The organism is Marinomonas hwangdonensis, from assembly GCF_003721245.1.
GTDB classification, from domain to species: domain Bacteria; phylum Pseudomonadota; class Gammaproteobacteria; order Pseudomonadales; family Marinomonadaceae; genus Marinomonas; species Marinomonas hwangdonensis.
This window is the reverse complement of record NZ_RIZG01000006.1, coordinates 120,460-146,528: the sequence shown is the minus strand read 5'-3', so window position 1 is coordinate 146,528 and position 26,069 is coordinate 120,460. Positions and strand designations below refer to the sequence as shown.

Genomic DNA, 26,069 nt, shown 5'->3' with positions numbered 1-26,069 from the left:
TCTCCAATGGAAAAGCGACAAGAACTGTATGCAGGTAAGGCAAAATCTGTATACCGTACCGATGACCCTGACAAAATGGTGTTAATGTTTCGTGACGATACCTCGGCATTTGATGGTAAGCGTATTGAACAGTTAGACCGCAAAGGGATGGTCAATAATAAATTCAATGCATTTATTATGACGAAACTTCAAGAAGCTGGCATTCCAACGCATTTTGAAGCCCTGTTGAGTGACACAGAGTCTTTGGTAAAGTGCCTTGATATGATGCCTGTTGAGTGTGTCGTACGTAATGTGGCGGCTGGCAGTTTATGTCGACGTTTAGGTGTTGAGGAGGGCGTTACTCTTAATCCGCCTACGTTTGAGTTATTTTTGAAGAACGACGCCCTGGGTGATCCAATGATCAACGAGTCACATGTTGAAGCGTTTGGTTGGGCTAAGGCATCCGATCTCGCTAAGGCTAAAGCGTTAACGTATCAAGTTAATGATGTTCTGAAGGCGCTTTTTGCTGCAGGCGACATGATACTGGTTGATTACAAACTTGAATTTGGTTTGTATAAGGGTGAAGTGATATTAGGGGATGAGTTTTCACCTGATGGCTGTCGCCTATGGGATGCAGAAACAAAAGAAAAACTAGACAAAGACCGTTTTCGTCAAGGTTTAGGCGGAGTGATCGAGGCTTACGAAGACGTAGGTCGCCGTATTGGTATCGATTTCAACGCGTAAGCGGTTTTGTGATCAGTAGTAATGGAGGGTTTTCCCTCCATTTTTTGCTATGCAAGGACACACTTTGATTAATCTTCTTCCTCTCGCTATTGGTCTACGCTATGCCCGGGCCAAGCGTTCAAATCATTTCATCTCCTTTATCAGCTTTTCTTCCGTTGCGGGCTTAGCGTTGGGTGTAATGGTTTTAATTACCGTGCTTTCGGTCATGAATGGCTTTGATAGAGAATTGCGTCAACGTATTTTGGGGATGGTTCCTCATGCTACTCTTTGGGGGTCGCCTGTATTAGAGGATTGGCGCAATACGGCACAGCAAATTTCAAATATGCCAAATGTCATTGGTGTCGCTCCCCAAACGCAAGCGCAAGTTATGTTCCAATCTGGTGCCAACGTGCATGGCGCTATACTAAATGGTATTCATCCAGAGATGGAAAAGAAAGTTTCCATTATTGGCGATAATATGGCGTCTGGCTCATTAGAGGCTTTGGATGAGGTTCGTTTTGGAATAGTGCTTGGCTCACAATTAGCCAGAATGTTAAATGTAGGGCTCGGTGACAAGGTCACCGCTATTTTACCCAAAGCCAATGTATCTATCGCTGGGGTTGCGCCGGTATTAAAGCGTTTTACTGTGGTTGGAACGTTTGAGGTGGGGGCAGAGCTCGACAGCGGTTTGGCTTATATTAATATTCAAGATGCTGCCAAGCTTAAACGCTATGACGAAGACGGTGTTGAGGCGCTTCGTATCTCTTTTGATGACTTGTTTCTTGCGCCAACGCGTATTTGGGATATTGCGCGAGCGGTGCCAGGGCAAAATAGAGTGAGTAACTGGACTCGCACTCACGGTAACTTGTTTCAAGCAATCCAGATGGAAAAAACCATGATAGGTTTGCTGCTCTTGCTGATTGTGGCGGTAGCGGCGTTTAATATTGTTTCAACGTTGGTCATGGTGGTAACTGACAAGCGCAATGATATTGCGATATTGCGCACTATGGGTCTGACATCGGCTCAGGTAATGTGGGTGTTCATAGTGCAAGGTATGTTTATTGGCTTATTAGGGACCCTTATTGGTGTGGTTTTGGGGGTCGCGTTAGCCTTAAACGTCAGTGATATGATCGCCGGTTTACAAACTCTTCTTGGTGTTCAATTTCTTAATGCGGACGTGTATTTTATTAATTATTTACCCTCTGAGCTGAAATGGTCAGATGTGCGTGTCATTGTCGCTTCCGCATTTGTTATGACGGTCGCTGCTACGATTTACCCTGCATGGCGTGCTTCAAAAGTTGAACCAGCAGAGGCTCTGCGTTATGAATAATCAGATAGTGTTAGAATGTCACGACTTGTCCAAACAGTATCAAGATGGCAAACAGCTTGTTGATGTTTTTGACTCGATCGACTTCACCCTCCAAAAAGGAGAGATTTCAGCCATTGTGGGGGCCTCGGGTTCCGGCAAAACCACCTTACTTAATTTGTTAGCCGGTCTTGATTTAGCCACGGCTGGTGAGGTGAAGCTGGCACAAGTATCTTGGTCTAGTATTAATGATGCTAAACGTTCAAAGATGCGCAATAAAGAAATGGGATTTGTTTATCAATTCCATCATTTGTTGGCCGAGTTTTCAGCATTGGAAAATGTGCTGATGCCCATGTGGATTGCAAAAATGCCCAGAGCAAAAGCAGCGGAACGGGCCAAAGAGTTGTTAGGGCAAGTGGGTTTGGCGGATCGCATTCATCATAAGCCATCACAGCTGTCTGGCGGAGAAAGGCAGCGTGTTGCGATCGCTCGTGCTTTGGCAAACCGCCCGGCATGCGTGTTAATGGATGAACCTACGGGAAATCTAGATGAAAAAACGTCTCTTGAGATTCAGCGTTTAATCGTTGATTTGAAAAACCGATACAATATGGCGTTTCTAGTGGTCACTCATGATGAAAAGATGTTGGATTGGATGGATTCAGCTTATCGCCTTTCTCAGGGAAGATTAACTATATTGAAAGGGTTGAATGCTTAGATGTGGTCTTAATCGTACTTAGATGTGGTCTTAATCGTACTTAGAGTGCACTAAGTCAGGCATTTTATAAACGTCGTTTTCGTTCTTGCCAGCGCTTGACGACGTGGAATCGCCATAAAAAACTGATGACAAGATAGCCAATTATCCCCGCCGATAGTCCACACAAGGTGGAGCCTAAATATAATGGTAACCATATTTGCTCCATCTGCCCCCATATCCATTCAACCGAAAAATGAAAATCGCTGTGGACGTGTTCACCAAGGATAACGGTGCCCACTTTATAATTAAAATAAAATACAAAGGGCATTGTGACGGGGTTGCTTACCCACACTAAAGCAATAGACAGCGGGATGTTAGCTCGCAAAGGAATAGCAAGTAAGGCTGAGGCGAGCATTTGAAAGGGCATTGGAATAAACGCCCAAAAGACACCATTCAAAAACGCTCGTGCAACGGATTTACGGCTTAAGTGCCATAAGTTGGGTTCATAAATCTGTGAACCTAATAATCCCAACGCCTTGCTTTTTCTCAGCTTGTCGGGATTAGGTAAGATTCTTTTTAAGTAATTTTTCGGCATAATTGGGTTAAATAGATTAGCAATTTAAGACATGGAGGTCTTATGTTACTAAGTAGTTTGTCCATCTTAATTGGCGCCGTGATGGTGCCGATTGGCTACGAATGGCTATATTCTACGCACATCATTCTTGTGTGTCTTTATTTAATCCATTCAAAACGTTTAATCCTTTGTCTTGCCGCAGGCTTTTCAATTTTTGCCGTTGCGCAAAGCGAATACTTCTCCCTGCCAACCTTTGAGTTTCAGCTTGATGAGCGTGTTCTTATTGATTTTGATGAGAAAAAGATACACGTAGAGCGGCCTTTTAACGTGAATTCGCTTTCTGTCGACGACAACGCTTCGATCCAAATTGTTTATTTTCATGAAAATGGTACGCGCTTTATTGAAAGGGACTTTACCCTCAAGGTAGTGAGTCAGTTAACAAGTCTTGTAACTGATGATTTTAGTCTGCAAGTGGATCCTGCCTCTTTGGCACAAGCCAGGATTCGACGCATTACCTTACCCAACAAAAACGGCGCGTGGTGGGAGCGTAATTTATACGTCAAACGGCAAATGGCTGAACTGAGCTTAACGCGTTTAGATAAAGAGCAATGGGCTGTTCAAGACCGACAACAAGGTTTCAGAGACCGTATACAGTCGCATTTGGATGATAAGTTGCAGGGGTTTGATTCATGGCGTTTTTCAAAAGCCTTGTTGCTTGGTCAAGACAACCTATGGAGTGAGAAGGACACTTGGGTGGTGCGTGTGCTTGGACTGGCGCACTTATTCGTTGTGTCTGGCTTGCATACGGGTTTTATGTTTATTATCGGTCGATTGTTTAGTCAGTTTGCATGGCGGATATTTCCCGATAAGTGGCTGTTATCCGGCTTAACCCGTTGGCATTGTGATGCCATTATTGTGATGCCTTTGTTATTTACTTATGCGTATCTGACAGATTGGGGGGAGCCCGTTGTCAGGGCTTCTATTATGCTCAGTGTGTATATGCTCGCTAGGTTGTTGGCCCTTAAGTTTTCAGCTTATGAAGTGATTACTTTTGCGCTTTGGCTGGTGCTCTTGCTGGATCCCAGAACCGTTTTAAGCCCTGGTTTGTGGTTGTCATTTAGCATGGTGTATTTATTAATTGGTTTTTGTCAGGGGATAACGGTGTTCTCTCGGCTCTTTATGGTACAGGTAATGCTCACCACCGCATCTATGGTGTTGGTGCTTGGTTGGCAAGACGCCATTTCGGGTGTTTCCATTTTAGTCAATGTTATGCTGATTCCATTTGCAGGCTTGGTGTGGTTCCCGTGGGGAATACTGTCTTCGTTAGAGGCCGCATTAGTGGGAACAAGTTATGGCTATTTCTTACTTGATAAGCTGCTGGGCTACGTTATGTACAGTCTTGAATGGATTGCGTTTAAAGGGCCTTTGTTGAACTTTGACTCCTTTTCATCAACGTTCCCAAGATGGATTATGTTGCTGTTAGTGGTGCTCTGGGTGTATCAAAGCCCATTAAAACGGGGCATGGTGATGGCCTTGGGTATTTGGTGTGTTTTATTTTCTACAAGCTTGTTTAAGCCTTTTTTTCATTATTCAAGCATAACCAACATCGAAAATGTGTTTGTTTTTCAAGAAAATAACCGCGTGATCACCAGTGATCGCTGGCTTCAGAAAGATATTATGGTGAAACCTCTGAGTATATACTTGGGTGCGAATAAAATGTCTCAGAGTCACGCCACACTGAATTTTTTATCAACTCAAATGCTGCGTAATCCTGACCCATTTTTATTGTTAGAAAAAGAGGTTCGTTGGGTCCTCCTAAAGCAAGCTAACCGTCAGCAAACTCTGACTACTTTTGATGCGCTAGATATCCACTGGGTTATTGTGCCACCGGGAGAGTCCTTACACTTTTATTTGCATAAGGATTACGTATCCTTACGTCATTCGTCCTGTATTTATTTATTTTTTCTCGTAAAATCTGACACTTGCAAACGTGTTGAAACCTTAGAGAGTATGCTAAATTACCAGCAAATTTAAATTGGAGATCGAAGTGCTAGCCTTTATTCAAACTGGTGGTTTTTTTATGTGGCCGATTTTAGCGTGTTCTATTATTGCGCTGACCATTATCCTTGAGCGTTTCTGGACGCTGCGCAAGTCCAGCATCGCCCCGAAAACCCTTTTATCAGAGGTTATGACCCGATTACGCGACGATAGAATGACGCTGGATTATATTCGCTCTATGCAAGGTAAAACGGGCTTAGCCTCTATTTTTGCGGCTGGTTTGCTAAATTCAAAACATGGTCGAAGTGCAATGAAGGAAAGTGTTCAGGAAGCAGCGAGCCATGTTATTCATGAATTAGAACGTTTTATGAATACATTAGGCACGATTGCCGCCATATCACCATTGTTAGGCTTGTTAGGTACCGTGGTCGGCATGATCAAGGTATTCTCTGTGTTAATGGAAAGCGGAGCGGGTAATACGGCATTATTGGCTGGTGGTATTTCGGAAGCCTTATTGACGACAGCGGCAGGCTTAGGTGTAGCCATTCCTGCGTTGATTTTTCACCGCTTTTTCAGTCGCCGCATAGACGAGTTGGTGGTTACCATGGAGCAACAATCCACAAAGCTCGTGGACACACTGCATGGCGACCGGGATAAAACAGGGGTAGCCTAGTGAAATTTCGTCGTCAAAAAATAGAAGACGTACAAATAAATTTAACGCCTCTAATAGACGTGGTTTTTTTGTTATTGATTTTTTTCATGGTGAGTACGACATTTAACCAAAGCACTGAACTCACCATAGATTTACCAACCGCAACGTCTAACGCCCCCAGTTCTGATCGTACTCAAAATGTGGAATTGATTATTACGGCGGATGGCCAATATGTGATTAATGGTCAAACCTTAATCAATGAGCGTGTGAGCACTTTAGTACAGGGGTTAAAGGAAGTGACCCAAGGCGATTATACTCGCCCTTTAATCATCACGGCAGACGCAAAATCTTCTTATGATATGGTGTTAAGGGTATATGACGCCGCCGCGTCATTGGGGATCACAAAACTGGCTCATACAGCACAGAAAGAGCCTGTTCAATGAGTGTTGAGTCATGGTTCACACAGGCTTGGTACGGTAAGAGTTGCTGGACGAAAATTTTTCAACCACTTCAGCCCTTGGTCAAGACGCTAGTGATGAAAAAAAGGAAGGCATTTTTACAAGGCTCTAACGGGGCTTATAAAGCGCCTGTTCCCGTTATTGTTGTGGGAAACATCAGTGTGGGTGGCACGGGCAAGTCTCCTATGGTAGTTGCCTTGTGTCAGCTTTTATCCGAACACGGTTATCGCCCTGGCATTGTTTCCCGCGGTCATGGTGCAAAAGTATCATCACCGACGCATGTGTACCCTCATAGTTCTGTGTTAGCGGTGGGCGATGAGCCTTTAATGCTGGCGCGCCGTGCTGCATGTCCCATGGTGGTTTTTCCTAAAAGAGATGAGGCCGTTAAACACCTTCTCGCCACAACCGATATTAATATCGTCATCAGTGATGATGGTATGCAACATTATCAGCTTGATAGAGACATTGAGATTGCCATGCTTGACGCTAAGCGTGGTGTTGGGAACGGTCAATTATTACCTGTTGGGCCACTAAGAGAGCCCGTTGAGCGACTCAACGAAGTAGACTTTGTGGTTAGCATCGCTGATACAATGACAGAGGCGTTAAATAAACTGGCTTTACCTATCAGTTTAGCACCGCTTGTTTCTAATGCGATGGTGTCTTTAGATAACGCAAGACAGATGCACTTTTCAGAAGCTTTTGGACGCGGCATTAAGTGGCATGTGATGGCTGGCATTGGCAATCCAGCGCGTTTTGTTGAAACACTAGAGCAACTCGGCTTATCACCACAGAATGCCTCATATCGGTGGTTTTCTGACCATCATGATTTTAATGTTGACGACGTGCCATCAGATGGTGCCGTTATCATGACGGAAAAAGACGCTGTTAAATGCCAGTCTCTAGCACTGAATAATACCAATGTTTGGTATTTACCTGTTTCATTGGTACTGTCGGAGTCTTTCCAGCAAGCCTTTATTAAAACCTTAACCCTTTTAAATACGGACAATAGTCATGAATAAAACCTTATTAGATATTCTTGTATGCCCAGTGACAAAAGCGCCTCTTACGTTAAGCAAAGATGGTACAGAATTGATCAGTAAAATGGGGGGCATGGCGTATCCAGTCCGTGATGGCATTCCGGTATTGTTAGAAACGGAAGCGAGAACACTCACCACTGACGAGCGTCTAGAATCAGGTTCGACAAAATGAAATCGCAAACAATGCGGTTCAATATAAGCGATTCCTTTGCGCAAGCGGTTGAAGAGTCAATTCAAACGAATATTTCCTTGGCTTCTTACAATACGTTTCGTTTCGCTTACTGTGCCGAATATTTTGCGATTGCGAATACGCTGGAGTCTCTCAAGGCGCTGTTGCAATGGGCAAATCACTTTGATTTACCCGTTACCATGATTGGTGGTGGCAGCAATCTGTTGATTACTGCCGACATACCAGGATTGGTTATTATCAATCGCTTACTGGGTATGCATGCGAAAGATCGAGGCGGTAATGTCGTTACCTTGACCGTTGCCGCGGGCGAAAATTGGCATCACGTTGTCGACTATGCCGTTAATAAAGGCTGGTTTGGTATCGAAAATTTGGCCTTGATTCCTGGCACTGTGGGTGCCGCGCCCGTACAGAACATAGGGGCGTATGGGGTAGAAATAAAAGACGTCTTAGCTCGTGTTCAGGTTATCAATACGGCATCAGGCGATGTTCATTGGATCAATGCGCTAGATTGTGGTTTTGCTTACCGCGACAGTCATTTTAAACATCAATGGAAAGACACACGATTGATTACGGCCGTTGAATTGTCGCTTAAAAAGAAGGGTTCCCTGACGTTAAGTTATGGCGGTTTATCCAACATACTTAAACCTGAACCGACTCTAAAAGAGGTTTTTGAGCTGGTGTGTCGTGTGCGCGATGAAAAATTGCCAGATCCAAAAAAACTGGCGAATGCAGGGAGCTTTTTTAAAAACCCTATTGTCAGTGAAGCTCAGCATGTTGACTTAAAAAAGCGCTTTCCGACTATGGTATCTTTTCCTTTCGAAGGAAACTTTAAACTGGCGGCGGGTTGGCTGATTGACCAAGCTGGATGGAAAGGTAAGCAATATCAAGGTGTGGGTGTGTATGATAAACAAGCTTTGGTGTTGGTTAATTACAGTGATGACACTGCTCAATCCTTATTGGCATTAGAGACGCAGATACAGGCGTCTGTTTTCGATCTATACGGTGTTCTGTTAGAGCGTGAACCTGTTCGCTTACCCAGTGAAGCCGTTGTTGAGGATGTGTTAATTTGAGTGGTTCAGGTTTAAAGGTGGGGGTGATTGATTCTGGCGCAGGTGGTTTAACCATACTGAATTCCATACATACAAAACATCCTTATCTGGATTTGCTGTATTTAGCCGACGACGCTTTTGCCCCCTATGGCAATAAAAGTGTTTTGCAACTGCAAGACAGGTTAGTAAAGATAGGGCATTTTTTTGAAAACGAAAAAGTGTCCGCCATTGTCGTTGCTTGCAATACTGCCACTGTCGTCGCCATAGATGCACTCAGAGCCAGTACGTCTTTGCCTATTATTGGTGTAGAGCCTGCTGTTAAGCCTGCTTTTCGGCTCAGTAAACAGCGCAACGTTGCGGTATTAGCGACCCCCGTGACAGCCAATAGTGCTCGATTAAATGATTTGATTGCTTTATGGAAATCTGACAGCCGCGTTTGTGTGATGTCGAGCGATACCTTGGCGTATGATATTGATGCTTGGCCAGAATCTGAACCTAAAATACAGCATACTATTCAGCAATTAACCCACGAAATGTCAGAGAAAAAAATAGATACCTTGGTGTTGGCCTGTACACATTACCCTTTGGTTAGGCACTTATTTGTGCAAGCGTTAGGGGCCGGGTGTGACATCATCGAACCCAGCGAAGGGGTCACCGCACAATTGATTCGACGCCTGCAAGAAGTCTACCCAACAAGAATGTGTGAACTGCAAAATACGTCGACGTTAAAACAGGGCAGTATAGAGATAGCGAGTTCATTGGGTGTGTTGAATATGCCAAGACTCCTGTCTTGGGTGTTAAATAAGCACGCTGTTTGTGGGCAAAGACACGTGGCTATTTAGTGGTCTTGTCCTCAAAAAAATCCATAATTTTATCCTTTTCCCACAAGGCATCATGATAGCCTAATTCGATCAATGCTCGACAATACTCCGGTGTAAAAAGTAAATAGCTGGCCGCCGAGCTCATCGTTTCCGTTGAGGATCCACCAGCCGCTTTTAGTAACACGCGAATATTTTTCGGCAATGTTCCCATATAGTGATGGGCAATTTCGTTTAGCTCATCCGACGGGGAAATGATTAATGTTTGTGATGGGAATTCTGGGTGGTTTGCTCGCTTATGCTTTGGGAGATCTCGGATCAAGTTATTCATGGTTTCTAATTGAGTGATGTCATCTTCTAAATTATCAATAAAGGCGCTATTTAATAACTGTCCTAGAATTTGCGCCATGCTGGGAGCGTGTTCTTCAGCACTGGAGTGAGTCATAGCCTTTTTTTTGTCGTTGCGGTTGCCGCTAACACCGATTATGAATAATTTATCAGCCCCCAGCTTCATGGCTGGATAGATCGCCGATTTTTGTCTAATAGCGCCGTCACCATAATAATGGCCTTGTATTTTTTGGGTCGGGAAAATCGTAGGGATTGCACTAGACGCCAGTAGATGCTCTACGTCGAGTTGAGCCGCTACGCCTTTACGGCGATTACCTTGCCAAGGTTGTCGCATGTCGTCCCCTTGAAAAAAAGTAGTGGATTCTCCTGTACTGTAACTCATTGCGGTAATCGCAAGGGCTTTAAGGTGATGTTGCTCTATGGCGGTATTGATACGTGAAAAATCCAGATGATTGCTCAGCAGGCTACTTAGAGGGGCATTATCCATCAATGCAATAGGTGCGTTATTGTTGTGGATATGGAAAAGGGTTAACAAGGTTTTGGTTAACGAGCTGGCGACTGGCCAACGCCCTAGGGTATATACTTGATCTGGTGTTAAATGGCGCCAAACGTAAGATAGGGTGGAGACAGCCTTAGAAAAGTTATCCGCTTGGGAAGCCAACATAGTGGCATTCAGAGCACCGGCCGAGGTCCCGCACAGGGTGGGAAAGGGCAGTGGGGTATTTTTTGGAAGCATTTTCCCCATCGCCGATAACACGCCAACTTGGTACGCAGCACGTGCACCGCCGCCCGACAATATTAATGCGTTGTTATTGTCCATAAACATTCACCTTGCCCAGCGTCTTAAAGAGTCAAACCGTCTGAAGACAATCAAAACGCATTTTCATTGTTAAAACAATCAGTAACTAAATGGGTTTACATGAATCTTGATACTATAATCGGGTGTGATATAACTAATTTGCATTATCAAGCTTTGTTGTTATTACATTTTGTGGACTGTGACTGGAATGTGTTCCACAATCTCTGTTTGATGTTAAGTCTATAATACACATAGTGATATTGTTAAGTGCACACTAAGATCAACTATCGTACATAATAAAAAGGATAAAAAATGATCCCTTCCGTTGTTATTAGTGGGGTTGGTCTTTGGACCCCGAATTACTCAATTAGTAATGAAGAGCTTGTTGCAAGTTACAATGCTTGGGCTGAGCGGTTTAATACTGAGCATGCTCAATCTATTGAAAAAGGAGAATTGGAAGCAAAACCGCTTTCTAGTGCTGCTTTCATTGAAAAGGCGTCAGGTATTAAAAGTCGCTATATTTACGCCAAAGAAGGTGCGCTAGACATTGAGCGTATGCGACCTCTGCTGGATGCGCGAGGCGACGATGACGTGTCTCATCAGGCGGAAATGGCGATTGCCGCCGCCAAAAAAGCGTTAATAGCCGCGAATAAGACAGCAGCAGACATCGACATGGTCATTGTCTCATGCGCCTATACACAACGCTCTTACCCTGCGATTGCCATTGAAGTGCAAGCGGCATTGGGTATTGAAGGTTTTGGTTTTGACATGTTGGTGGCTTGCTCTGCTGCCACATTTGGCTTGCAAAGGGCGGTTGATGCGGTTAAAGCGGGTACATCGAAAGGTGTATTGGTTATTAATCCAGAATTGACATCACCCCAAGTCAATTATATGGACAGAGATTCGCATTTTATTTTTGGCGATGTGGCAACGGCTGTTGTGATAGAGCCTAGTGCAACGTGCCAGTCTGCGCATTCTTTTGAGGTTGTGAGCACTAAGTGCGTTACCTCGTATTCCAACAACATTCGCTCTAACTTTGGCTATCTCGCGCGAGTGACCGATGAAGATCCTTACGCGGCTGATAAATTGTTCCACCAAAACGGCCGTAAAGTGTTTAAAGAAGTGTGTCCTATGGCCGCTGAGCACATTGAAGCGCATCTACACAGTGAAGGGATTCCGGTCTCAGATCTAAAACGCTGGTGGTTACATCAAGCCAATATCAATATGAACCTACTTATCAGCAAGCGATTATTAGGTCGTGACGCCACGTTGGAAGAAGCGCCAGTGGTGCTGGATGAGTTTGCCAACACAGCTTCAGCGGGTTCTATTATTGCCTTTGCAAAATATCATGAGGACCTTTCCTGTGGCGATATTGGTGTGATCTGTTCTTTTGGTGCGGGCTACTCGATAGGCAGTTTAATACTGCGAAAACGCTAAAGACTGATGCTTAGGGCAGTCGTGGCTCACTTCCCGAGGTTAAGTCATTGAAACAGATGCGATTATAGGCGAGACTGTAACCGTTGGTTTCAATGACTTAATAGGGTACTCAAAATATGGCAATTCATCCTCAAGCAGGGCAGCTAGCGCCCCATTCTTCACTGGTCAATCTTCCCGAACTGATGACGGCTTATTATCTTAATAAGCCTCGTGCTGCCACTCATCCAGACGAGCGCGTGAGTTTTGGCACGTCAGGGCACCGAGGCAGCGCTTTTTTAACCAGTTTTAATGAAGAGCATATTCTTGCCATTGCACAAGCCATTGCGGAGTATCGTCAGACGCAGAATATCTCAGGACCCTTGTATCTAGGCAAAGACACTCACGCCTTATCAGAGGCTGCCTTTCAAACAACATTGAGCGTGCTCACTGCCAATGGTGTACGTGTGCGTACTCAATTGAATGGCGGTTATACGCCAACCCCTGTCATTTCCCATGCCATATTGACCCATAACAAGCACCAGCACGATGTCAGTGATGGTATTGTGATTACACCATCTCATAATCCGCCTGAGGATGGAGGGATTAAATACAATTCACTCAAGGGTGGTCCAGCCGACAAAGACATCACAGACTGGGTGGCGAAAAGAGCCAACGCATTACTAGAAAACAACCTAGTCGGCGTCAAGCGTTTATCTCTGCAAGATACGCAATCCTGTGGCCTAATTGAGTCTTTTGATTTCATTAATCACTATGTCAATGACTTAGAAAACGTCATTGACATGCAAGCCATTGCCAAGGCAAAAATTCGTATAGGTGTTGATCCCATGGGTGGGTCTGGCATTTACTACTGGGAGCCCATTGCTAAGAAATACGGTTTGGATATTCAAGTAGTCAACACTGAGGTTGATGCGACTTTTCGTTTTGTCCCGCTGGATAAAGATGGTCGAATTCGCATGGATTGTTCATCACCATATTCCATGCAGGGCCTACTAAAGCTTAAAGACGATTTCGATATCGCGGTGGGAAATGACCCTGATTATGATCGTCATGGTATTGTTTGTGCACAATCTGGCTTGATGAATCCGAATGCCTATCTTGCTGTCGCTATTGAGTACTTGTCAAAAAACAGACCGCAATGGTCGCAAGACATCCAGTTTGGTAAAACCTTGGTTTCCAGTGGCATGATTGATCGTGTGGTACAAGGACTGGGGCGTCAGCTTTGTGAAGTGCCTGTTGGCTTTAAATGGTATGTCGAAGGCATGTTTGAAGGGTCTATGGCATTTGGTGGTGAAGAAAGTGCAGGGGCCTCTTTTTTGCGTAAAGATGCAAGCGTATGGACAACTGATAAAGACGGTTTCATCATGGCGCTGTTGGCCGCTGAAATTCTGGCTGTCACGGGTAAAGACCCACAAACCCTCTATAATGAGCAGGTTGCTCAATACGGAAAACCTTATTATAAGCGTATTGACGTGGCGGCCAATTCCGCACAAAAAGCGTTATTGGGTGCGTTAGATGCGAAAAATGTTACGCAAAAAACGTTAGCGGGTGAGGCTATTACCTCGGTTTTAACCCATGCCCCTGGCAACGGCGCTGCCATTGGTGGGCTTAAAGTGTCGACGGGAAATGGTTGGTTCGCTGCTCGGCCCTCTGGAACAGAAAATGTCTACAAAATCTATTTAGAAAGCTTTATTTCAGAAAATCATCTGGCTGAGTTGGAAAGGGAAGCGAAAGAGCTAGTGGACAGTGTTTTAGCTAGCTAAGTCGGCCTTTGGCTTTATCGACAACAGCGAAGGTGTGTTGTTTGTCGATAAGGCCTGCATTTAAAGAGGCTATTTAAAGAGACTATTTAAAGAGATTAAGGGTGTAAAGGTGTGGTGGATCAAATGGCCGACAAACGGGTTAGCCATTTGGTTAGTGGAAAGCCCAGTTGGTTACTGAGTTTCTGTGCTGTCGCTTTGAGTTCCTTGCTGTTGTCTTGATTGCTTCTTTTCCCTGCGATGATTACCCAGTTTCCGCTTCCTGTATCTAAGGCCCGTACATCGTTAAAGTGGGTTTTAATGAGATCAGTCAGTTCAATATTGTTTTTATGATCTACCCAGCAGTTCAGCGCTAACCAACCGTCTTCTTTGATATTGTTAGCGCAATGTTCAATAAAACTGGCTTGTAACACCGCTCTGTCCATTCCCTCCGTGTTGTATAGGTCTGTTATCAGCAAATCGACTTTTTTAGGCAAGCCCGCTGCCATATAGTCGACGCCATTGGCGACTTCTAGAGTAATGCGTTTGCTTCTTGGGAGTTTGAAATACAGCTCTGCCGCGTCCATAACCTCTTGGCGCAATTCAACGGCGGTAATGTGTACGGCAGGTACCGTATGATGCAGAGCATTGAGTAAAGCACCTCCCCCAAGTCCTAAAATACAGACTCTTTTAGGTTCACAAAATAACAAAGGCAGCATCATGGCCTGTGTGTAATCGTGTTGCAGAATGTGTGGCGTTGACAGTCGGACTCGACTTTGCTCATCCCCCTCTGCAAAGGACAGAATTCGATATTGGCCATCATCAAATACACGGATGGGGCCAAGTTCGTCGGCGCTGTCGTGGAGCAGGTTTTGGTGATTCATAGATTTCCTTTATGTATATCAAGCATTATGGCTGTTTCTATTCTGACTGTGCAGCACGTAAATGCTTCAAGATCACTTGCATTGGATGGGGAATTGCCACGTCATCGAAACGTTTTACCTGGCTGCGACAAGAGTAGCCAGTAGCGACTAATTTATTGGCTAAAGCGGGTTCAGCCACTTTCTCTTTCCAAGACAACTCGTAAATCGTTTTAGAGGTAGCTTTATTGGCAGTTTCATGGCCATAGGTGCCTGCCATACCACAGCAGCCAACGCTTTCTACCTTGAGCTCAAGGCCAAGGATCTTATACACGTCTTGCCAATCCTTAATAGATGCCGCTGCATTGGTTTTTTCAGTACAGTGAGTCATCAAGTGATAGATAGATTGATCCCCCATTAAAGGTTGTTTCTTTAGGTGTTCATGCTTTCTCATTAGCCATTCTTGCATGAGCTGAACCTTGGGTATTTGTCTAATGTCACCAAAGGATTTGGCGTATTCGGAGCGGTAAGTCAGTGTCATCGACGGATCGATGCCAATGAAGGGTAATCCATAAAAGGAGAGGCTTTGCAGCATATCAAGATTTTTTCGAGCCGCATTGCTAAACGCTTTCATAAAGCCATGGACATGTAGGGGTTTGCCATTTGGCATATATGGAGCAAGATAGGCCTGAAAACCAAGACGACTTAATGCCTCCATGGTATCTAAAACCAGCTCTGTTTCAAAATAACTGGTAAAGGCATCTTGCACCACTATGACGGCACGAGAGCGGTCTTTAGGGCTCAATGCTTCTATGGCCAATGGCGTAGCAAGGCGTATTCCGCGACGCGACATTTCTTTTTTAAGGTTAAATTTGCTGAGTGTCGGGTTATCAGCTAAGCCCAGATATTTGCTACTAAAATGATTCATCCAACGTCGGCGAACCAGCCAGTTATAAGGTCTTGGAAACGCCGCCATGGTCGGCATCATAAACTCTAATGAGCCCACTAAATAATCTTTCGTTGGACGCAAATACCGACTGTAATACAGCTCTAAAAATTTGGCTCGAAATTCTGGGACATCCACCTTGATAGGGCATTGTCCAACGCATGATTTACAGGCTAAACAGCCCATCATGGATTCATGAACCTCGTTGGAAAAATCGTATTCGCCGCGACGTTTAGCCAAGGTATTCTTAAGTCTTGGGATGAAGCTGAGAATAAAATGGCTATCTTTGGCTTGCTTACTGGCTTTTACTGTATCGACCCCTTGTTCGCTCATACCACGTAGCCATTCACGCATTAAAGAGGCACGCCCCTTTGGTGAATGGCGTCGGTCACGTGTGCCTTTCCAAGAAGGGCACATGGCATCATTGGGATCAAAGTTGTAACAGGCCCCGTTGCCATTGCAATACATGCCTTCTTTAAATTGCTCTCGGTTTTCGAGCGGTATCTGGCGATCAAATTGACCGCGCAAAGGCACAGCATCAATTTTGAGTAAATCTGCTCCAAGTTCAAATGGTGTGGCTATCTTGCCAGGATTCAATTGGTTTCTTGGATCAAAAGCCCCTTTAACTTGCTGTATGCTCGGATACAGTTCGCCAAAAAATGCTGGTGCGTATTCTGAACGAACTCCTTTGCCGTGTTCGCCCCACAATAGGCCATCGTACTTCTGTGTGAGGACGACGACCTTGTCGGTGATTTCACGAATCATGGACTCCTGAGATTCATCCTTAAGATCAAGGGCGGGGCGAACATGCAGAACCCCGGCGTCAACATGACCAAACATCCCATATTGAACCTGATAGCTGTCGAGTACGGCGCGGAACTCCATAATAAAATCCGCGAGGTTTTCTGGTGGTACCGCAGTGTCTTCAACAAAAGGAATTGGCCGCTTTTCTCCTTTGGCGTTGCCTAGAAGTCCGACAGACTTTTTGCGCATCGCCCAAATTTTATTGACGTTCTCATGCCCCATGGCCAGTGTATAGCCTAAAGTACTACTGCCACCTTGCTTGGCTAACGCATCAAGCTGGTCTGTCAGTACTTTGATTTTGCTGGCGACGTCTTCTTCGCTGTTGCCTGTATACTCAACGAGGTTAATGCCCTGGATATTTTCGCCCGTTGTTTCGGGAAAAAACTCAGCGACGGAGTGCCAAATGATATCGCTTTTAGCTAAGCCAAGGACTTTGGAATCAACCGTTTCGATAGAGGTTGGTTTTGCGTTAAGTAGCTCACGAGCGTGGCGTAAAGAGCCTTCAAAGCTGTCATAACGAATGTTAACTAGGGCGGCAAATGTGGGAATGGGCAATAAGTTAATCTTGGCTTCCACGATAAACCCAAGAGTGCCTTCCGATCCACAGAGCACAGAGTTCATGTTGAAGCGACCGTCCGCAGTGCGTATGTGAGCTAAATCGTAACCCGTTAGACAACGGTTTAAAGCGGGAAATGTGTCTTTTATCTGCTGTGCTTTGCTTTTCTGTATGCCATCAACCACACGGTGAACATGGGCGGAATAATCATCTCCCGATTGAATACTAGCCAGAGTGTCATCGTCGATGGGAAAGGATTCCAACAAGTGTCCATCTAGTAATACCGTTTTTAAGGCGATGACATGATCGCGAGTCTTTCCATATAGGACAGATCCCTGTCCACTGGCGTCTGTGTTGATCATGCCGCCTATAGTGGCTCGGTTACTGGTGGACAATTCAGGGGCAAAGAATAAGCCATGTGACTTGATGGCTTTATTAAGCTGATCCTTTACGACACCTGCTTCAACGCGCGCCCAGCCTTCTTCGACATTAACCTCTAAGATACGATTCATGAACTTGGAAAGGTCAACCACCAAACCATCGCTCAATGACTGTCCATTTGTGCCTGTACCACCGCCTCTAGGGCTTAAGACAATATCATGAAACTCGGCCTGATTTGATAGGCGAACTAAACGTTGAATATCGTCAATGTTTTTCGGGTAAATAACGCCTTGTGGTAAAATCTGATAGATGGAGTTGTCGGTGGACAGTACCACACGGTTGGCATAATCTGGATTAGTGTCCCCAGAAAATCCACTGGCTTTTAGGCGTTCGATAAAAGAAAGGTACTTTGCTTGTACTGGCGACACGTCAGAAAGCTTTGGAATCATGTTTCATCTCCACAAATGATGACTGGGGCAATTTTAACAAAGAAACAAAGGTGGTAGTGATATTTCTTCGGCGAAAAAAATTGCTGACGTCACGTTAAAAATTCATCTTACGCACACCAGCGTTATCGATGGAATAATGGTCCAACAGATGAGCTACTCATAGTTTGCTTTGGCTTTAAGTACTTTTTCCAGATATTTTTGCGATTCAGCTCTTGGGTGGTCATAGCGCAATTTCTTGTAGACATTCGTCGTTGACGTTTGATTAATTTTATCCATGGCTCTTTTTCTATCAGGATCGAAGGTTTTTAATACGTTCCCAGTTCCTCCGTTGTACGCAGAAATAATGGAGTATTCTTGGCTCAACGCGTTGTCGACGTTGACTAGATAGCGGTTTTGCAAAAGATACAGATAGGCACTGCCAATATCGATATTACTTGCGGGTGAAAAAAGCTCATCCTTAGTCGGCTGCCCTGGCTTCTTTTTAACTAGGTTGTAAACATCTTTACCCGCCGTCGCAGGAACGACTTGCATGAGTCCGTAAGCGTTAGCGTGGCTGACAGCGTAAGGATTAAACGAGCTCTCCGTTTCAATAATGCCGTAGATAAGCGCAGGTGACAGCTTGTACTTATTGGCGGCGGCAATGACATAGTCACTGTATTTTTGTTGACGCAAGTGTTGATGTTTTTCAACCAGTTTGAATTCCACTGCATAAATATTTCGTCCGTCTACTCTGCTTGTTTTGAGTGTATTATTGACAAGATGGTCAGAGTAGCGTTGAGCGCGCCAAGGGTACTTTACGAGTTTGCCGTCATGATCGATGACTTGGGGGTAGAGAAAGGGAACGCCTTGCGTATTGGGTGCAGAGCTTGAGAATATATCGGTCTTACTTGGATCGGATGTGGTCAGTAAGGTTGCGGTTACCGCTTGTTTTAATGTGGCAAGCGGAGTGTCTTTTTCAAGCGTTTCAACTCTTACTAGCCCTTTTTCAAAATCAACAATGGCCCGAGCTTGGTAATTATTGGTGTATTTAACGTACTTCTTCTTGTCAGGCAGGGTGTGATCGTCTTTTCCCCAAATCTGATTTACTTTTTGATCTAGCTCGGCATAGAGTGCTCTAATGGCTTTGATATCAGCGTTAATCAAATCTCGAGTAATTTTGGCTTGTTCACGAATGGCTTTTAGGTCTTTTATGTCATCCGCTTGCTTTATTTGGTCTGAGAGGTCGTTGACTGAATGCAGGGACTCAAACGAGGACAAAGATTCGCAGCCAGCGATAGACATCATCACTATTCCACATAGGGCTGTTGATGTGAAACGCGTCAAAGTGGGACGTGTAATGAACATAGGATCTTTTCTCTTTAAAAATACGCAATAAAGTTGGTCGCCAGTCTTTTGTCAAACGGTGACATTTTTTGTGGTTCCAAGTGCTATTTTAAGCGCGAAGAATTATACCAGACCAAAGTTAGTTACAGGGCACTTTTCATCTTATCTATGGGGGGTATTTTGCCTTTATTACATGCAGTTAACGTGTCTTCCCTCGGCGTGAACGCTACTGATGTGGGTGACGACTATGTGCTCGATGTTTATCGGGGGGATCTAGAGCATCCTGAGGCACCGGGCAATAAGTGGCATAAATTGCGCTATCACTTAGCGGAAGCTAAAGCGCAAAATGCGTCTGTTATTGCGACCTTTGGTGGACCCTTTTCAAATCATCTTCATGCTTTTGGCAATGCTTTGAAACCTTTGTCGTTTAAGGCAATAGCTCTTGTAAGAGGGGAGTTGCAACCTAGGTTAACGCCAACATTACGCGATCTAGCCCTTCAAGGGGTTGAGTTATGGCCGACGTCACGATCAGATTATCGACTCGCTGAGTTATCTTATGTTGCTGAGATGATCAACCAAAAACATGAGCAAGTTTATTGGATTCCTGAGGGGGGTGGAGGGCAATTGGGCGCCATGGGATGCCGTGATTGGGCGAGAGACATTGTCCGTTTCGCTGGTGGGTATGATGCATGGGTTGTGTCTGCAGGAACGGGTACAACGGCGGCGGGCTTATTGGCTTGTGAAGACTCGCCTTATGTTCATGTTTTTAGTGCTTTAAAGGGAGCAGAAGGGCAGCAAAAAGACATTTTTCAGCAAGCATTGACGTTGTGTTCTTTAGAGCATCACGCTTTGAATAGGACACTGGGAGAGAAGTTGCATTTTCATTCAGACAGTCATGAAAGCGGGTATGCAAAATACAGCCCAGAACTCGATGAATTTTTGCGCCAATTTGCACGCCATAATTCGGATTGTTGGTTAGATCCTGTTTATACGGGTAAAAGTATGTTTGGTTTGATTCGTGCTATGAGAGCAGGGAAATGGCCTTATCGTAAAACCTTGTTTATTCACACAGGAGGATTGCAGGGGTGGCGAGGCTATTCTGGAGTACAGAATCCTTTCAAGGAGTTTTAACGAGATGGCGATAAATGTCATCTTCATGTTAAAGTGCTTTTGCTGAATTCAATCCCTCTAGCCGTGTCTACCTGTTTAGCAGGCTATGAGGGAGTTATGTTGACATCGAAAATGAGAAGAGAATGACACATGAGTGTTTTTAGGCGTGTTGGTATTATTGCTAGATTAGATAAACCTCAGATTCTTGATACGGTTAAGAAATTGATGGAATACCTTATCAACAAAGACATTGCGCCTGTGTTAGAGGACCAGCTTGCAACCATGATGCCTGGCATTAAAGTATCATCTTCTCCTCTCAAAGAGTTAGGCGATCATTGTGATCTTGTCATGGTGGTGGGTGGTGATGGCAGTTTTTTAGGCGCTGCGCGAGCAATCTGTAATTATGACATCCCCGTTTTAGGTATTAACCGAGGTACATTGGGTTTCTTAACCGACATATCTCCACACAACCTGCAAGAAGAATTAGACCCTATTTTTCGAGGTGAATACCACGAAGAAAAGCGCTTTATGATAGAGGCCAAAATCAAGCGACAAAATCGTCCGAGCGGAGAGGGGATTGCGTTAAATGATTTAGTGCTGCATCCAGGTAAGTCGGCCCGAATGATTCGTTTTGATTTGTTTATTGATGATCAGTTTGTCATGAATCAGAAATCTGATGGTTTAATTGTTGCGACTCCAACTGGGTCGACCGCCTACGCATTGTCGGCAGGTGGTCCTATTATGTTACCCAAATTAGATGCTCTGGTACTGGTGCCTATGCACCCACACACATTAAGTAATCGGCCTATCGTGATTGACGCAAATGCACGAATTCGGATTGTGGTATGTGAATCTAATCTCACTTATCCGAGTGTGAGCTGTGATGGACAATTAAACATTACGGCGGCGCCTGGAGATGAAATTTATATCTCGAAAAAAGCTGGTAACATACGTCTGATACACCCGAAGAATCATGATTTCTATAATGTTTGTCGTGATAAATTAGGCTGGCAAACGGGTTATCGCAATTAAACAAAGCGGCTTGCTCTAGCAAGTCAAAAAACGTTTTTTATTGTTTTCAAAAGGTGCCCTTTTAAGGTTACATGCATTTAGCTTATCAATTTCAATCAACAGAAGACCCAACCCTGTTGTCCGATACTTTATGGAAGCATAAGGTTTCTCATCGTATTATGAGCAACCAAGGGGTAAATGAACTTTGGCTGGTGGACACAAGTCAATTAGCCTTGGTCGAGCAGATAGTCACCTTATGGAAAGCAGATCCCTCTCGATTAAAAGAGCTTACCCCTGACATTCGAAAAATGAACAACCCTTTTTTGCGGCAAGTTAAATCCGCTCCAATGACCGCCTTGATTTTGTTGGCCACTTTTTTCGTTGCGGCTATTACTCAGCTTGGCTCAGACCTGAAAATGGCCAATTATTTTACAATCAGTCCATTTGAAATAAATAATGGGCGTTTGTATTTTCAAAGTCTGATGGATGTGATGGCAAAAGGCGAATATTGGCGGCTTTTCTCACCTGCTTTACTGCATTTTAGTGTTTTGCATATTGTCTTCAACACCTTATGGGTTTGGGATGTAGGTCGAAAAATTGAACGGCCCCTCGGCTCTGTTTGGTTTACAGTAGGCATTGTCTTAATCGCCTTATCGAGCAACATTCTGCAATTCCTCATCAGTGGCTATCCCATATTCGGTGGTTTATCTGGTGTGGTTTATGGCTTGATTGGTTTTGCGTGGTTACTGCCAATATTAAAGCCCTCTTGGCCAATGATTATTAGCAAACCATTAATGGCCTTTTTTATGATCTGGTTAGGGTTTGGTTATACTCCGTTTCCGGAGATGGTCGGTCTTGGTCGTATTGCCAATACAGCCCATACCATAGGTTTATTGACTGGGTTAAGTCTTGCTTTGCTGTATTGGTTAGTCACTTTAAAGCGAAAGCCTGCAAGGTGACTTCTATTTAAATTTTCCTGAAGAGAATGAAACAATGAACTTTAAAGAAATGATCGACAACATGTCGCCTGAGGTTTACGTCCGACTTAAGCAAGCGGTTGAACTGGGTAAATGGCCAAATGGTGTTCGTTTGACACCCGATCAAACTGAGATTTGCCTGCAGGCCATCATTACGTATGATCACAGTAAAAAAGCAGAAAAAGACCGAGTTGGTTATATCAATACCGAAGGTCACAAAGGCAACCGAACAAAATCGGCGGACGAACAAAACACCATTAAATGGGTAGGTGACGGTCCTGAGGGGCAAGCCTGATGCTGCAAGGCAATCTCAGAAAAATGGCGACAGAGTCCCAAAATGGACAAGTGATTTACCATCTTGTTCTGGGTGACGAGCAAGTAAACGTGAATGAGCTGTTGGGTAAAAAAGTGACCCTGCACCTAGATGGAACAATTCACTGTACTCACTGTAAGAAGGTGACTAAGAAGTCCTTCAGCCAAGGTTTCTGTTACAACTGCTTTCGAAAATTAGCGGCTTGTGATACGTGTATTATGAGCCCTGAAAAATGCCATTTTCATTTAGGAACCTGTCGGGAGCCGGAATGGGCAGAGCAATATTGTATGCAAAGTCATTATGTTTATCTGGCTAACTCATCAGCGCTCAAAGTGGGTATCACCCGTGGTGATCAACTGCCGACACGCTGGATTGATCAAGGTGCTACCCAAGCTCGACCTCTTTTTCGAGTACAAAACCGAAGAATGTCTGGTTTAGTTGAGACCTTGTTTAAATCGCAGGTTGCAGACAAAACGAATTGGCGAAATATGTTAAAAGGCACAGACATACGTTTTGATCTAGAACACGAGCAAGAGCGTTTGATCGGACAACTTTATGAGGGGCTTGATTCCCTTCAGCACGAGTTTGGTTTGCAATCCATTACAGATTTATCCGATGAAAATGAAACTCACGAGTTTATCTATCCAGTTCTAGAATATCCGACCAAAATTACCAGTCTGAACGCTGAGAAAACACCGCTTATCGAAGGCACTTTAATGGGTATAAAAGGCCAATATTGGATGCTCGATACTGGGGTAATCAATATTCGTAAGTACACAGGTTATCAAGTGACATTGACATTTTAGGAGTAGAGCACATGAAAGAGAGTCAACCTTCTGCGATTTTTTTAAAGGATTATACCGTTCCTCCTTTTCTTATTGATAAAACTGAGCTTACTTTTGAATTAGACGAAGCGGTCACAATAGTCACGTCACGCTTGCATATGCGCCGTAATCCCGCGTCAGGAAAGTCGACCTGCCCTTTGGTTTTAGATGGCGGTGAAGAGGTTAAACTGGTTGGGGTGGCAATGGACGATTACCCGTTACCGCCAGAAGAGTATCGTATCAGCGAAGATAAACTGATTATTACAGCAACCGCGGATGAATTTATTCTAACCTGCGAAACCGTGATTGAACCACAAAATAACACGCGCCTTGAAGGGCTTTACCGCTCATCGTCCATGTTTTGCACTCAATGTGAAGCGGAAGGTTTTCGTCATATTACCTATTACTTAGATCGTCCTGATGTAATGTCTGTGTTTACTACCACTATCATTGCTGACGAAGCCCGCTACCCAGTGATGTTGTCCAATGGTAATGAAGTTGAGCGTGGCAAAACTGATGAAGGTAAAACGGTTGTTGTGTGGCACGACCCATTCCCTAAACCAGCTTATCTTTTTGCTTTGGTTGCGGGTGATCTTGCTGTAAAAAATGATGTATTTACGACGCAAAGTAAGCGCGACATTAAACTGCAAATTTTCACTGAATCCCACAATATCGATAAAGTTGACTATGCTATGGAAGCGTTAAAACGTTCCATGCGTTGGGATGAGCAAGTGTACGGCCGTGAATACGATTTAGACATTTTCATGATTGTTGCCGTAGATGACTTTAATATGGGTGCAATGGAAAACAAAGGCCTTAATATTTTTAATTCTTCCTGTTTGTTGGCTAGCCCAGAAACCACGACAGATGACAGTTATCTTCGCGTAGAAGCCATTGTTGCCCATGAGTATTTTCATAATTGGTCGGGTAACCGTGTTACTTGTCGTGATTGGTTTCAGTTAAGTTTAAAAGAAGGTTTTACGGTATTTCGTGATCAGACTTTTTCTGCAGACATGCATTCAGAAACCGTCAAAAGGGTTGAAGATGTGTCCTTTCTAAAAACGGCACAATTTGCAGAAGATGCGGGTCCAATGGCGCATCCGGTTCGTCCGGCGTCGTTTATTGAAATTGCCAATTTTTATACCTTAACCGTCTATGAGAAGGGCGCAGAAATTGTGCGCATGATACACACCTTGCTAGGGGCTGAAAAATTCCGTGCAGGTTCGGATTTGTACTTTGAGCGTCATGATGGTCAAGCCGTGACCTGTGATGATTTTTTGGCGGCGATGGAGGACGCGTCTGGAGTCGATTTAGCTCAGTTTAAGCGTTGGTATTCTCAAGCGGGTACACCAATAGTGACAGTGACAGATACGTTTGATGAAGAAACGGGAACTTATCGTCTCACAATCACCCAAGACACGCCGCCAACGCCAGCGCAACCAACGAAATTGCCTTTGCATATACCCGTCCGAGTTGGTTTACTGGATAAACAAGGCCAGGCATTGTCGTCAGAGTTAAATGGAACCACTTCAGAAGAGCATGTTTTGCAGCTCACCGACAGTGAGCAGGTGTTTGAGTTTAGCGGCTTGTCAGCGTGTCCAGTGCCCTCTTTATTGCGTGGTTTTTCAGCGCCAGTTAAATTGCGTTACGATTATTCTACAAGTGACTTATTGTTGTTAATGTCTGCCGATGCGGATGGTTTTAATCGTTGGAGTGCGGCACAACAGTTGGCCGTTAATGAGCTGAGTGGCTTGATTAAGCAAGCAATTGATGGCCAAGCATTTGCATTAGATTCACAGCTTGTGGAAGGGTTTAAAGTCTTGCTAGGTGACTCGAGTTTAGACCCAGCCATGGTGGCCTTGATCCTGTCATTACCTAGCCAAGCCTATTTGTCCGAGCTGGCGAACCCTATTTATCCTGCAGCGATTAAAGAAGCGCGTCAGTATTTAAAAACCCAGCTTGCTAATGCTCTGCGAGGGGATTTTGAGCGTGTTTATCATGAACACAATGTACAAGGGGCGTATCAAGCAACAGCAAAAGATATTGCCCATCGTTCACTGAAAAACATGGCATTGTCTTATTGGGTAGAGACAAAAGAGGCGGGTGCTCAACAAGCCGTGTTCGAGCAGTTCCAGTCGTCCAATAATATGACAGATCAATTCTCAGCGCTTTCTATCGCTGTGACCTCTCAGCATGACAAAGCGTCTGAAATGTTAGCGGCTTTCTATGATCAGTGGCAAACAGAGCCTTTAGTGGTAAACAAATGGTTGATGCTTAGCGCCAGTCAAGAAAGTGATCATGCATTAGAAACAGTAAAAGGGCTAATGGCGCATCCGGCCTTTGATCTAAAGAATCCGAATAAAGTACGATCAGTATTAGGTGGTTTCGGGCAAAATGTGGCGGGCTTTCACAAAGAAGATGGCAGTGGTTATCACTTCCTAGCAGACCAAATTATTCTGCTTAATAAGCGCAATCCTCAAATTGCCTCTCGTCTTTGTACACCGCTAACGCGTTGGAGAAAACTCCAACCTGAACTGAGCCTAAAAATGAAAACAGAGCTTGAGCGAATTATGTCAGAAGATTTGTCAAAAGATGTTTATGAGGTGATTTCTAAAAGTCTTGCTTAAGCGCTGTTTGTGACTTAGTGACTAACCCAATACGCTTTATCTAAAGCCCTTTTGAAAAACAAAAGGGCTTTTTCTTACCTATTTGTAAAA

23 protein-coding genes are annotated in these 26,069 nt (G+C 44.3%); 18 read left to right on the top strand and 5 right to left on the bottom strand.

Features of this window, described 5'->3' with window-relative positions:
- Positions 1-6: 6 nt before the first annotated feature.
- The 3 genes from purC (at position 7) to EBI00_RS11300 (ending at position 2,723) form a co-directional block, all read left to right on the top strand.
- On the top strand, positions 7-723 hold the full coding sequence (gene purC, locus EBI00_RS11310) for a phosphoribosylaminoimidazolesuccinocarboxamide synthase (RefSeq protein ID WP_123096040.1): 717 nt from the start codon (positions 7-9) through the stop codon (positions 721-723).
- A 64-nt stretch (positions 724-787) separates the two neighbouring features.
- On the top strand, positions 788-2,032 hold the full coding sequence (locus EBI00_RS11305; RefSeq protein ID WP_123096119.1) for a lipoprotein-releasing ABC transporter permease subunit: 1,245 nt from the start codon (positions 788-790) through the stop codon (positions 2,030-2,032).
- Positions 2,025-2,723 (top strand): ABC transporter ATP-binding protein, encoded by a 699-nt coding sequence (locus EBI00_RS11300; RefSeq protein ID WP_123096039.1) that lies wholly within the window; start codon positions 2,025-2,027, stop codon positions 2,721-2,723. Before EBI00_RS11305 ends, EBI00_RS11300 begins: the two co-directional genes overlap by 8 nt.
- Before the next feature lie 64 nt (positions 2,724-2,787).
- Here EBI00_RS11300 and EBI00_RS11295 read toward each other — a convergent pair whose 3' ends face one another.
- A complete protein-coding gene (locus tag EBI00_RS11295; protein ID WP_123096038.1) occupies positions 2,788-3,297 on the bottom strand; it encodes a DUF2062 domain-containing protein in 510 nt (169 codons plus the stop codon).
- Positions 3,298-3,339: 42 nt separating this feature from the next.
- On the opposite strand from EBI00_RS11295, the gene EBI00_RS11290 reads away from it, so the two are divergent.
- Genes EBI00_RS11290 through murI form a run of 7 tightly spaced genes read left to right on the top strand, consistent with a single transcriptional unit; the run spans position 3,340 to position 9,502 of the window.
- Positions 3,340-5,310 (top strand): ComEC/Rec2 family competence protein, encoded by a 1,971-nt coding sequence (locus EBI00_RS11290; protein ID WP_123096037.1) that lies wholly within the window; start codon positions 3,340-3,342, stop codon positions 5,308-5,310.
- A gap of 13 nt (positions 5,311-5,323) precedes the next feature.
- Complete coding sequence (locus tag EBI00_RS11285) at positions 5,324-5,947, top strand: MotA/TolQ/ExbB proton channel family protein (protein WP_123096036.1); 624 nt, start codon at positions 5,324-5,326, stop codon at positions 5,945-5,947.
- Complete coding sequence (locus tag EBI00_RS11280) at positions 5,947-6,369, top strand: ExbD/TolR family protein (protein ID WP_123096035.1); 423 nt, start codon at positions 5,947-5,949, stop codon at positions 6,367-6,369. Before EBI00_RS11285 ends, EBI00_RS11280 begins: the two co-directional genes overlap by 1 nt.
- Positions 6,366-7,403 carry a tetraacyldisaccharide 4'-kinase gene (lpxK, locus tag EBI00_RS11275; RefSeq protein WP_123096034.1) on the top strand — a complete coding sequence of 346 codons (1,038 nt, stop codon included), beginning with the start codon at positions 6,366-6,368 and terminating at the stop codon, positions 7,401-7,403. Before EBI00_RS11280 ends, lpxK begins: the two co-directional genes overlap by 4 nt.
- On the top strand, positions 7,396-7,593 hold the full coding sequence (locus tag EBI00_RS11270) for a Trm112 family protein (RefSeq protein ID WP_123096033.1): 198 nt from the start codon (positions 7,396-7,398) through the stop codon (positions 7,591-7,593). Before lpxK ends, EBI00_RS11270 begins: the two co-directional genes overlap by 8 nt.
- A complete protein-coding gene (murB, locus tag EBI00_RS11265; protein WP_241557019.1) occupies positions 7,590-8,681 on the top strand; it encodes a UDP-N-acetylmuramate dehydrogenase in 1,092 nt (363 codons plus the stop codon). Before EBI00_RS11270 ends, murB begins: the two co-directional genes overlap by 4 nt.
- Complete coding sequence (gene murI / locus EBI00_RS11260) at positions 8,678-9,502, top strand: glutamate racemase (RefSeq protein ID WP_123096032.1); 825 nt, start codon at positions 8,678-8,680, stop codon at positions 9,500-9,502. Before murB ends, murI begins: the two co-directional genes overlap by 4 nt.
- On the opposite strand, the gene EBI00_RS11255 is transcribed toward murI, so the two are convergent.
- Positions 9,495-10,646, bottom strand: a complete 1,152-nt coding sequence (locus EBI00_RS11255; RefSeq protein WP_123096031.1) for a patatin-like phospholipase family protein — start codon at positions 10,644-10,646, stop codon at positions 9,495-9,497. The genes murI and EBI00_RS11255 overlap by 8 nt on opposite strands.
- A 291-nt stretch (positions 10,647-10,937) precedes the next feature.
- Between EBI00_RS11255 and EBI00_RS11250 the strand changes: the two genes are divergently transcribed.
- Together EBI00_RS11250 and pgm are read left to right on the top strand one after the other, a co-directional pair.
- Positions 10,938-12,062, top strand: coding sequence for a beta-ketoacyl-ACP synthase III (locus EBI00_RS11250; protein ID WP_123096030.1), 1,125 nt, complete (start codon positions 10,938-10,940; stop codon positions 12,060-12,062).
- A 116-nt stretch (positions 12,063-12,178) separates the two neighbouring features.
- Entirely contained in the window at positions 12,179-13,822 is a 1,644-nt protein-coding gene (gene pgm, locus EBI00_RS11245; RefSeq protein WP_123096029.1) for a phosphoglucomutase (alpha-D-glucose-1,6-bisphosphate-dependent), read from the top strand.
- A 119-nt stretch (positions 13,823-13,941) separates the two neighbouring features.
- Here pgm and EBI00_RS11240 read toward each other — a convergent pair whose 3' ends face one another.
- The 3 genes from EBI00_RS11240 to EBI00_RS11230 all read right to left on the bottom strand — a co-directional run bounded on the left by EBI00_RS11240 (position 13,942) and on the right by EBI00_RS11230 (position 19,138).
- Complete coding sequence (locus tag EBI00_RS11240; protein ID WP_123096028.1) at positions 13,942-14,682, bottom strand: spermidine synthase; 741 nt, start codon at positions 14,680-14,682, stop codon at positions 13,942-13,944.
- A gap of 37 nt (positions 14,683-14,719) precedes the next feature.
- Complete coding sequence (ydiJ, locus tag EBI00_RS11235; RefSeq protein WP_123096027.1) at positions 14,720-17,794, bottom strand: D-2-hydroxyglutarate dehydrogenase YdiJ; 3,075 nt, start codon at positions 17,792-17,794, stop codon at positions 14,720-14,722.
- Between the two features lie 153 nt (positions 17,795-17,947).
- Positions 17,948-19,138: a murein transglycosylase domain-containing protein gene (locus EBI00_RS11230; protein WP_123096026.1), complete on the bottom strand. Its 1,191-nt coding sequence runs from the start codon at positions 19,136-19,138 to the stop codon at positions 17,948-17,950.
- 159 nt (positions 19,139-19,297) lie between these two features.
- Here EBI00_RS11230 and EBI00_RS11225 point away from each other — a divergent pair, with 159 nt between their 5' ends.
- From EBI00_RS11225 to pepN, 6 genes are all read left to right on the top strand, one after another.
- On the top strand, positions 19,298-20,248 hold the full coding sequence (locus tag EBI00_RS11225; RefSeq protein ID WP_123096117.1) for a 1-aminocyclopropane-1-carboxylate deaminase/D-cysteine desulfhydrase: 951 nt from the start codon (positions 19,298-19,300) through the stop codon (positions 20,246-20,248).
- A gap of 129 nt (positions 20,249-20,377) precedes the next feature.
- The gene (locus EBI00_RS11220) at positions 20,378-21,259 is read left to right on the top strand and encodes an NAD(+) kinase (RefSeq protein WP_123096025.1); all 882 of its coding nucleotides are present in this window, start codon (positions 20,378-20,380) and stop codon (positions 21,257-21,259) included.
- Between the two features lie 71 nt (positions 21,260-21,330).
- On the top strand, positions 21,331-22,197 hold the full coding sequence (locus tag EBI00_RS11215) for a rhomboid family intramembrane serine protease (RefSeq protein WP_123096024.1): 867 nt from the start codon (positions 21,331-21,333) through the stop codon (positions 22,195-22,197).
- Positions 22,198-22,231: 34 nt separating this feature from the next.
- The gene (locus EBI00_RS11210; protein WP_123096023.1) at positions 22,232-22,510 is read left to right on the top strand and encodes a YeaC family protein; all 279 of its coding nucleotides are present in this window, start codon (positions 22,232-22,234) and stop codon (positions 22,508-22,510) included.
- Positions 22,510-23,334 (top strand): DUF2797 domain-containing protein, encoded by an 825-nt coding sequence (locus tag EBI00_RS11205; protein WP_123096022.1) that lies wholly within the window; start codon positions 22,510-22,512, stop codon positions 23,332-23,334. The genes EBI00_RS11210 and EBI00_RS11205 overlap by 1 nt, the downstream gene beginning before the upstream one ends.
- Before the next feature lie 11 nt (positions 23,335-23,345).
- The gene (gene pepN / locus EBI00_RS11200; protein ID WP_123096021.1) at positions 23,346-25,979 is read left to right on the top strand and encodes an aminopeptidase N; all 2,634 of its coding nucleotides are present in this window, start codon (positions 23,346-23,348) and stop codon (positions 25,977-25,979) included.
- The last annotated feature ends 90 nt before the right edge of the window (positions 25,980-26,069 follow it).

Excerpts from the sequence above, each read along its gene's own strand:
- EBI00_RS11230 (WP_123096026.1), bottom strand. The coding sequence starts at position 19,138 with ATGTTCATTACACGTCCCACTTTGACGCGTTTCACATCAACAGCCCTA.
- EBI00_RS11255 (WP_123096031.1), bottom strand. The coding sequence starts at position 10,646 with ATGGACAATAACAACGCATTAATATTGTCGGGCGGCGGTGCACGTGCT.
- EBI00_RS11300 (WP_123096039.1), top strand. The coding sequence starts at position 2,025 with ATGAATAATCAGATAGTGTTAGAATGTCACGACTTGTCCAAACAGTAT.
- EBI00_RS11205 (WP_123096022.1), top strand. The coding sequence starts at position 22,510 with ATGCTGCAAGGCAATCTCAGAAAAATGGCGACAGAGTCCCAAAATGGA.
- murB (WP_241557019.1), top strand. The coding sequence starts at position 7,590 with ATGAAATCGCAAACAATGCGGTTCAATATAAGCGATTCCTTTGCGCAA.
- EBI00_RS11240 (WP_123096028.1), bottom strand. The coding sequence starts at position 14,682 with ATGAATCACCAAAACCTGCTCCACGACAGCGCCGACGAACTTGGCCCC.
- EBI00_RS11270 (WP_123096033.1), top strand. The coding sequence starts at position 7,396 with ATGAATAAAACCTTATTAGATATTCTTGTATGCCCAGTGACAAAAGCG.
- pepN (WP_123096021.1), top strand. The coding sequence starts at position 23,346 with ATGAAAGAGAGTCAACCTTCTGCGATTTTTTTAAAGGATTATACCGTT.
- ydiJ (WP_123096027.1), bottom strand. The coding sequence starts at position 17,794 with ATGATTCCAAAGCTTTCTGACGTGTCGCCAGTACAAGCAAAGTACCTT.
- EBI00_RS11290 (WP_123096037.1), top strand. The coding sequence starts at position 3,340 with ATGTTACTAAGTAGTTTGTCCATCTTAATTGGCGCCGTGATGGTGCCG.
- purC (WP_123096040.1), top strand. The coding sequence starts at position 7 with ATGGAAAAGCGACAAGAACTGTATGCAGGTAAGGCAAAATCTGTATAC.
- EBI00_RS11220 (WP_123096025.1), top strand. The coding sequence starts at position 20,378 with ATGAGTGTTTTTAGGCGTGTTGGTATTATTGCTAGATTAGATAAACCT.
- lpxK (WP_123096034.1), top strand. The coding sequence starts at position 6,366 with ATGAGTGTTGAGTCATGGTTCACACAGGCTTGGTACGGTAAGAGTTGC.
- pgm (WP_123096029.1), top strand. The coding sequence starts at position 12,179 with ATGGCAATTCATCCTCAAGCAGGGCAGCTAGCGCCCCATTCTTCACTG.
- EBI00_RS11295 (WP_123096038.1), bottom strand. The coding sequence starts at position 3,297 with ATGCCGAAAAATTACTTAAAAAGAATCTTACCTAATCCCGACAAGCTG.
- EBI00_RS11210 (WP_123096023.1), top strand. The coding sequence starts at position 22,232 with ATGAACTTTAAAGAAATGATCGACAACATGTCGCCTGAGGTTTACGTC.
- EBI00_RS11250 (WP_123096030.1), top strand. The coding sequence starts at position 10,938 with ATGATCCCTTCCGTTGTTATTAGTGGGGTTGGTCTTTGGACCCCGAAT.
- EBI00_RS11215 (WP_123096024.1), top strand. The coding sequence starts at position 21,331 with ATGCATTTAGCTTATCAATTTCAATCAACAGAAGACCCAACCCTGTTG.